This is a genomic window from Campylobacter sp. RM9331 (assembly GCF_020137685.1).
Taxonomy (GTDB): Bacteria; Campylobacterota; Campylobacteria; order Campylobacterales; family Campylobacteraceae; genus Campylobacter_E.
This window is the reverse complement of record NZ_JACGBA010000054.1, coordinates 1-971: the sequence shown is the minus strand read 5'-3', so window position 1 is coordinate 971 and position 971 is coordinate 1. Positions and strand designations below refer to the sequence as shown.

The window sequence follows — 971 nt, the reverse complement described above, 5'->3', positions numbered from 1 at the left end:
GGGATTTTATGTTTTATAAGATATTTTAGCAGTGATACCACAAAATTAGAAAAAATATTTAGTATAAAAAGTCAAGAATATTATGTAAATATGGCTAGAGCTTGGTATTTTACAGAACTTTTAAGTAATAATTTTGATGAAACTTTTAATTTTTTAAAAATTAAAAAATTAGATAATGAAACTTTATCAATGATGTTTCAAAAAATAAGTTATAGTGCAAAAATATCAGCAGAGAATAAGATTTTATTAAAAGATTTAAGAAAGTAATATGTTTTAAATAAGTAAAAATTAAATATGATTTCTACTTATTTAAAATTCTTTAACTTAGCTACTAAAATATCGCAAAATTCATCAAAACTAGCTCTATAATCTTTTAAATCCCCTAATTGCTTACCCCACATACATTCAGGATAAAATCCATCATCACTAAATCTAGCCATTATATGCCAATGGGCTTTAGGCAAGTAGTTAGCAAATGAAGCGTGATTAATCTTAGTTGGCTTATAAAAACTAATCATTTCTTTTTCTATAAGCATAGCAATTTTAAAAATTTTTAGGCTTGTTTCTTCATCATTACTAAGTTCTTTGTATTCGTCTTTTGCATGGATTTCTAGCCACGGGATAGAACTCTCGTGGCGTTTAATATAGCAAAAACTATTTTCATAAATCATACTTCAAAATCCCAAAAAAAACTAATCCATTCTTTAGCTTCTTTTACACAAAATTCAGGTTTTATAATAGCGCTTGGCTTATAAAAAATAACAGCAAGTTTAACTTCTAAATGTGGGTAAATTTCTAAGATTTTTTTACGAATTGCATCAAGACTTTCACCACTATCTACGATATCATCAATGATTAAAACTTTTTTAGCTTTACTTAAATCAGGAATATTAGTAATTTCAATAGTATCTAATTTTTTTTGCCCATCATAATGAATACTATTTAATACAAAAGCATTTCTGCTTTTAAGT

3 protein-coding genes are annotated in these 971 nt (G+C 25.4%); 1 reads left to right on the top strand and 2 read right to left on the bottom strand.

Annotation, left to right across the window (positions count from 1 at the left end; genetic code table 11):
• Positions 1 to 267, top strand: a 267-nt coding sequence (locus AVBRAN9331_RS09720) for a hypothetical protein (protein ID WP_336612926.1), incomplete at its 5' end; no start/stop codon positions are given.
• Positions 268 to 305: 38 nt separating this feature from the next.
• Here AVBRAN9331_RS09720 and AVBRAN9331_RS09715 read toward each other — a convergent pair.
• Positions 306 to 671 (bottom strand): HIT family protein, encoded by a 366-nt coding sequence (locus tag AVBRAN9331_RS09715; RefSeq protein WP_336607263.1) that lies wholly within the window; start codon positions 669 to 671, stop codon positions 306 to 308.
• Positions 668 to 971 (bottom strand): phosphoribosyltransferase (locus AVBRAN9331_RS09710; protein ID WP_336612925.1); only part of this gene is annotated, 304 nt, incomplete at its 5' end. The genes AVBRAN9331_RS09715 and AVBRAN9331_RS09710, both read right to left, overlap by 4 nt.

Bases quoted from the DNA above. Each gene is read 5' to 3' on its own strand.
- AVBRAN9331_RS09715 (WP_336607263.1), bottom strand. From the start codon at position 671: ATGATTTATGAAAATAGTTTTTGCTATATTAAACGCCACGAGAGTTCT.